At 75.2% G+C, this 2,709-nt stretch carries 3 protein-coding genes; 1 reads left to right on the forward strand and 2 read right to left on the reverse strand.

Annotated elements, in window-relative coordinates:
* Positions 1-266 (forward strand): helix-turn-helix domain-containing protein (locus tag BZZ08_RS38280; RefSeq protein ID WP_133169279.1); only part of this gene is annotated, 266 nt, incomplete at its 5' end.
* A gap of 357 nt (positions 267-623) precedes the next feature.
* On the opposite strand, the gene BZZ08_RS38285 is transcribed toward BZZ08_RS38280, so the two are convergent.
* Complete coding sequence (locus BZZ08_RS38285; protein ID WP_104636719.1) at positions 624-1,730, reverse strand: winged helix DNA-binding domain-containing protein; 1,107 nt, start codon at positions 1,728-1,730, stop codon at positions 624-626.
* Between the two features lie 10 nt (positions 1,731-1,740).
* Positions 1,741-2,679 carry a YihY/virulence factor BrkB family protein gene (locus BZZ08_RS38290; RefSeq protein WP_198601953.1) on the reverse strand — a complete coding sequence of 313 codons (939 nt, stop codon included), beginning with the start codon at positions 2,677-2,679 and terminating at the stop codon, positions 1,741-1,743.
* Positions 2,680-2,709: the final 30 nt, after the last annotated feature.

Here is a 2,709-nt window from a genome sequence, read left to right on the forward strand (position 1 = left end):
GGCGGGTGGAGGCGGCCGTCGCGGCGCGGGCGGCCGGTGCGCCCCCGGTGCCGGCCGCCGAGCCGGACACGCTGGCGGGGCTCGCCGCGATGGAGCGCCAGGTGGCCTCGCTCGTGATGGAGGGCGCGACCAACCGGGAGATCGCCGCCCGGCTGTTCGTCAGCGTCAAGACCGTCGAGGCGACCCTGACCCGGGTCTACCGCAAACTGGGGATCCGGTCCCGGGTCGACATCGTCCGGCTGGCGGCGGGCCGGCGTCCCGACTGAGACGGGCCGTCCTGGCGGCCGTCGGGTTTACCGGCGGTAAACCGAGGGTTTTCCCTGCCCCACGCCCTTAGGGGGTTCCCTCATTGGGTGGTCCGGACCGCCGGTTCTAGCGTGAGCACGTGCCGCTCGCCCGGGCATACGGGGATCTGTCCCGAGACCCCCGTGCACCCCCCACGCCCGTGCGACCCCCCACCGGCAACCACCTGAGGAGACTCATGTCCGGGCTCACTCGTTCCAGACCGGCCGCCGTTTGACCCCCTGAGTACCCCTCAGGCGCAAGACCGGGGGGCGTTGCGGGCCTCCACGAGCGGCCCGCAACGCTCCCTCTCCATGTCCGCCGCCCCGGGGGCTCGCGTGTCAGTCGCGTACCGTCCCGAAGCGGATGTCGTACGCGGTTCCGGGGTGCAGCGTCGCGAGCATCCGCTCGCCCTCGGCCACGATCTCGTCCCGCCGCGTCTTCGAGGGGCGCTCGAAGACCTCGACGACCAGGGCGTCGTCGGCCGGCTTCCACAGGCCGGCCACGAAGCCGTCGACGAGCAGGACGCGGTAGGCCTGGTTCTTCCTCCAGGTGCGGCCCTTGTGCTCGGGCGGGACGACGCGGGCGCGGTCGGCGTGGGAGAGGAGCAGGTTGTCGAACTCGGGCAGGAAGCGCGGCGGGGCCGGGGTGTCCGGGTCGGGGCGGGGCGCGTCCGGGAGGTCGAAGAGTTCGGTGCCGCCCGGGTCCCGGAAGGTGACGAGGCGGGGACGGAGCCGTTCGAAGGCGTCCCGGAGCCGGGTCAGACCGGCCCAGGTCTGCATGTCCTTCACCGACGCGGGTCCGAACGCGGCGAGGTAGCGCAGCACGGTGTCGTCGGGTGCGGGCGCCGGCCGCGCGGGGCGGCCGAGCCAGTGCTCGGCGGTGGTGAGCGTGACCTGGCCGCTGCGGTCCCACAGTCCGCGCGGCGTCACCTGGACGAGCGGGAGCCGGCAGCGGGCGGCGACGGACAGGGCCTGCGGGTCGGCGTCGGGCCACTCGGCGCCGAGGGCCTCGCGCAACTGCCCCGGGGTGCGCGGCTCGGCCTCGACCAGTTCCCGGGCAAGGCGGGCGAGCCGGTCCAGGTCGACGCCGGTCAGGCCCTCGCGGAACGTCCTCAGCTCCCGTTCCCTGGCGGCCTGCACCAGGGGCCGCAGGGTGAGGCAGTCGTCGGCGGTGTGGGTGTGGATGGTCGAGCGCAGGGTGACGAGCCGGGCGACGCGGCGGTCGGCCATCGGCGTGGACAGGTCCTCGGGCGTGAAGCCGTCGAGGCGGGCGGCGAGCGCGTAGTACGGGGGCTTCACGTTCTGGGCCTGGAGCCCGACGAGGTGCGCGACGGCGGCCTCGGCGGACATCGCCGCGCGGCGCAGCAGCAACTGGCGGGCCAGGGTGGCGCGGTTGAGGGCCCGGATGCCGAGGACGGGGGCGGTCGTTCCAGCCTTGGTCGTCATGCGGTGCACGCTAGCGGGGATCGAGGACGGATCCTGTCCTCAATCCCGTTGATCCCGTTGACCCTGTTGATCCCCGGTCCGCTCGGCCGCCGCGGCCCAGCTCCACGGCGAACCGGGCGCCGGCCAGCAGGGACAGGTGCGAGACCCACAGCCACACCAGGAAGACGACGACACCGGCCAGGGAGCCGTACAGCCGCCCGTAGGTGCCGATGCCGGAGGCGTAGAGGGAGAAGGCCGCCGAGGAGGCCAGCCACAGCAGTGCCGCCAGAGCGCCGCCGGGGACCGCCTGCCGGCTGCGGCGGGCCGGGGCGGGGCCGGTGCGGAACAGGACCAGGACCAGCAGCGCGACCAGACACAGCAGCAACGGCCAGCGCAGCAGGGACCAGGCGGTGGTCGCCGTCGGTCCGATGCCGAACCACCGCCCGAGGGCCTGGGCCAGCGGCCCCGTCAGGAGCAGCACCAGGGCACTGGCGACGAGCAGCCCGAGCAGGCTCAGCGCGGTCAGGACGATGCGGTGCAGCCGGTGCCACAGGGGGCGCCGGTCGGGCACGCCGTGCATCGCGTGCAGGGCGCGCCGGAAGACCGCCAGATAGCTGGAGGCGGACCACAGCGCGGCCACGCCGCCCGCGACGGCCACGGTCAGGGCGGCGGAGCGCTCCCCGGCCGCATCGTGCAGGGTGCGGTGCAGTGCGGCGCCGGACTGGGCGGGCGCCCAGGACGTCACGTCGGCGATGAGCCGGTCGGTCAGGTCCGGGGCGACCAGGCCCATGAGGGACGCGGTGACGACGAGGGCGGGCACCAGGGCGAGGACGGCGTAGTAGGTGAGGGCCGCGGCCCAGTCGGAGACGTTGTCGTCCCACAGGGCGCGCGGCACCCGGCGCAGCGCGCCCGTCCACGGGGCGGAGCGGCCCCGGAGCCGGGTCAGGCGCGCCTCCAGGTGCGCCGTCACCGCGCACGCCGCCGGCGCGTGGCCGGGGCC

This window comes from Streptomyces sp. MH60, assembly GCF_002939385.1.
Classification (GTDB): domain Bacteria; phylum Actinomycetota; class Actinomycetes; order Streptomycetales; family Streptomycetaceae; genus Streptomyces.

Excerpts from the sequence above, each read along its gene's own strand:
- BZZ08_RS38285 (WP_104636719.1), bottom strand. The coding sequence starts at position 1,730 with ATGACGACCAAGGCTGGAACGACCGCCCCCGTCCTCGGCATCCGGGCC.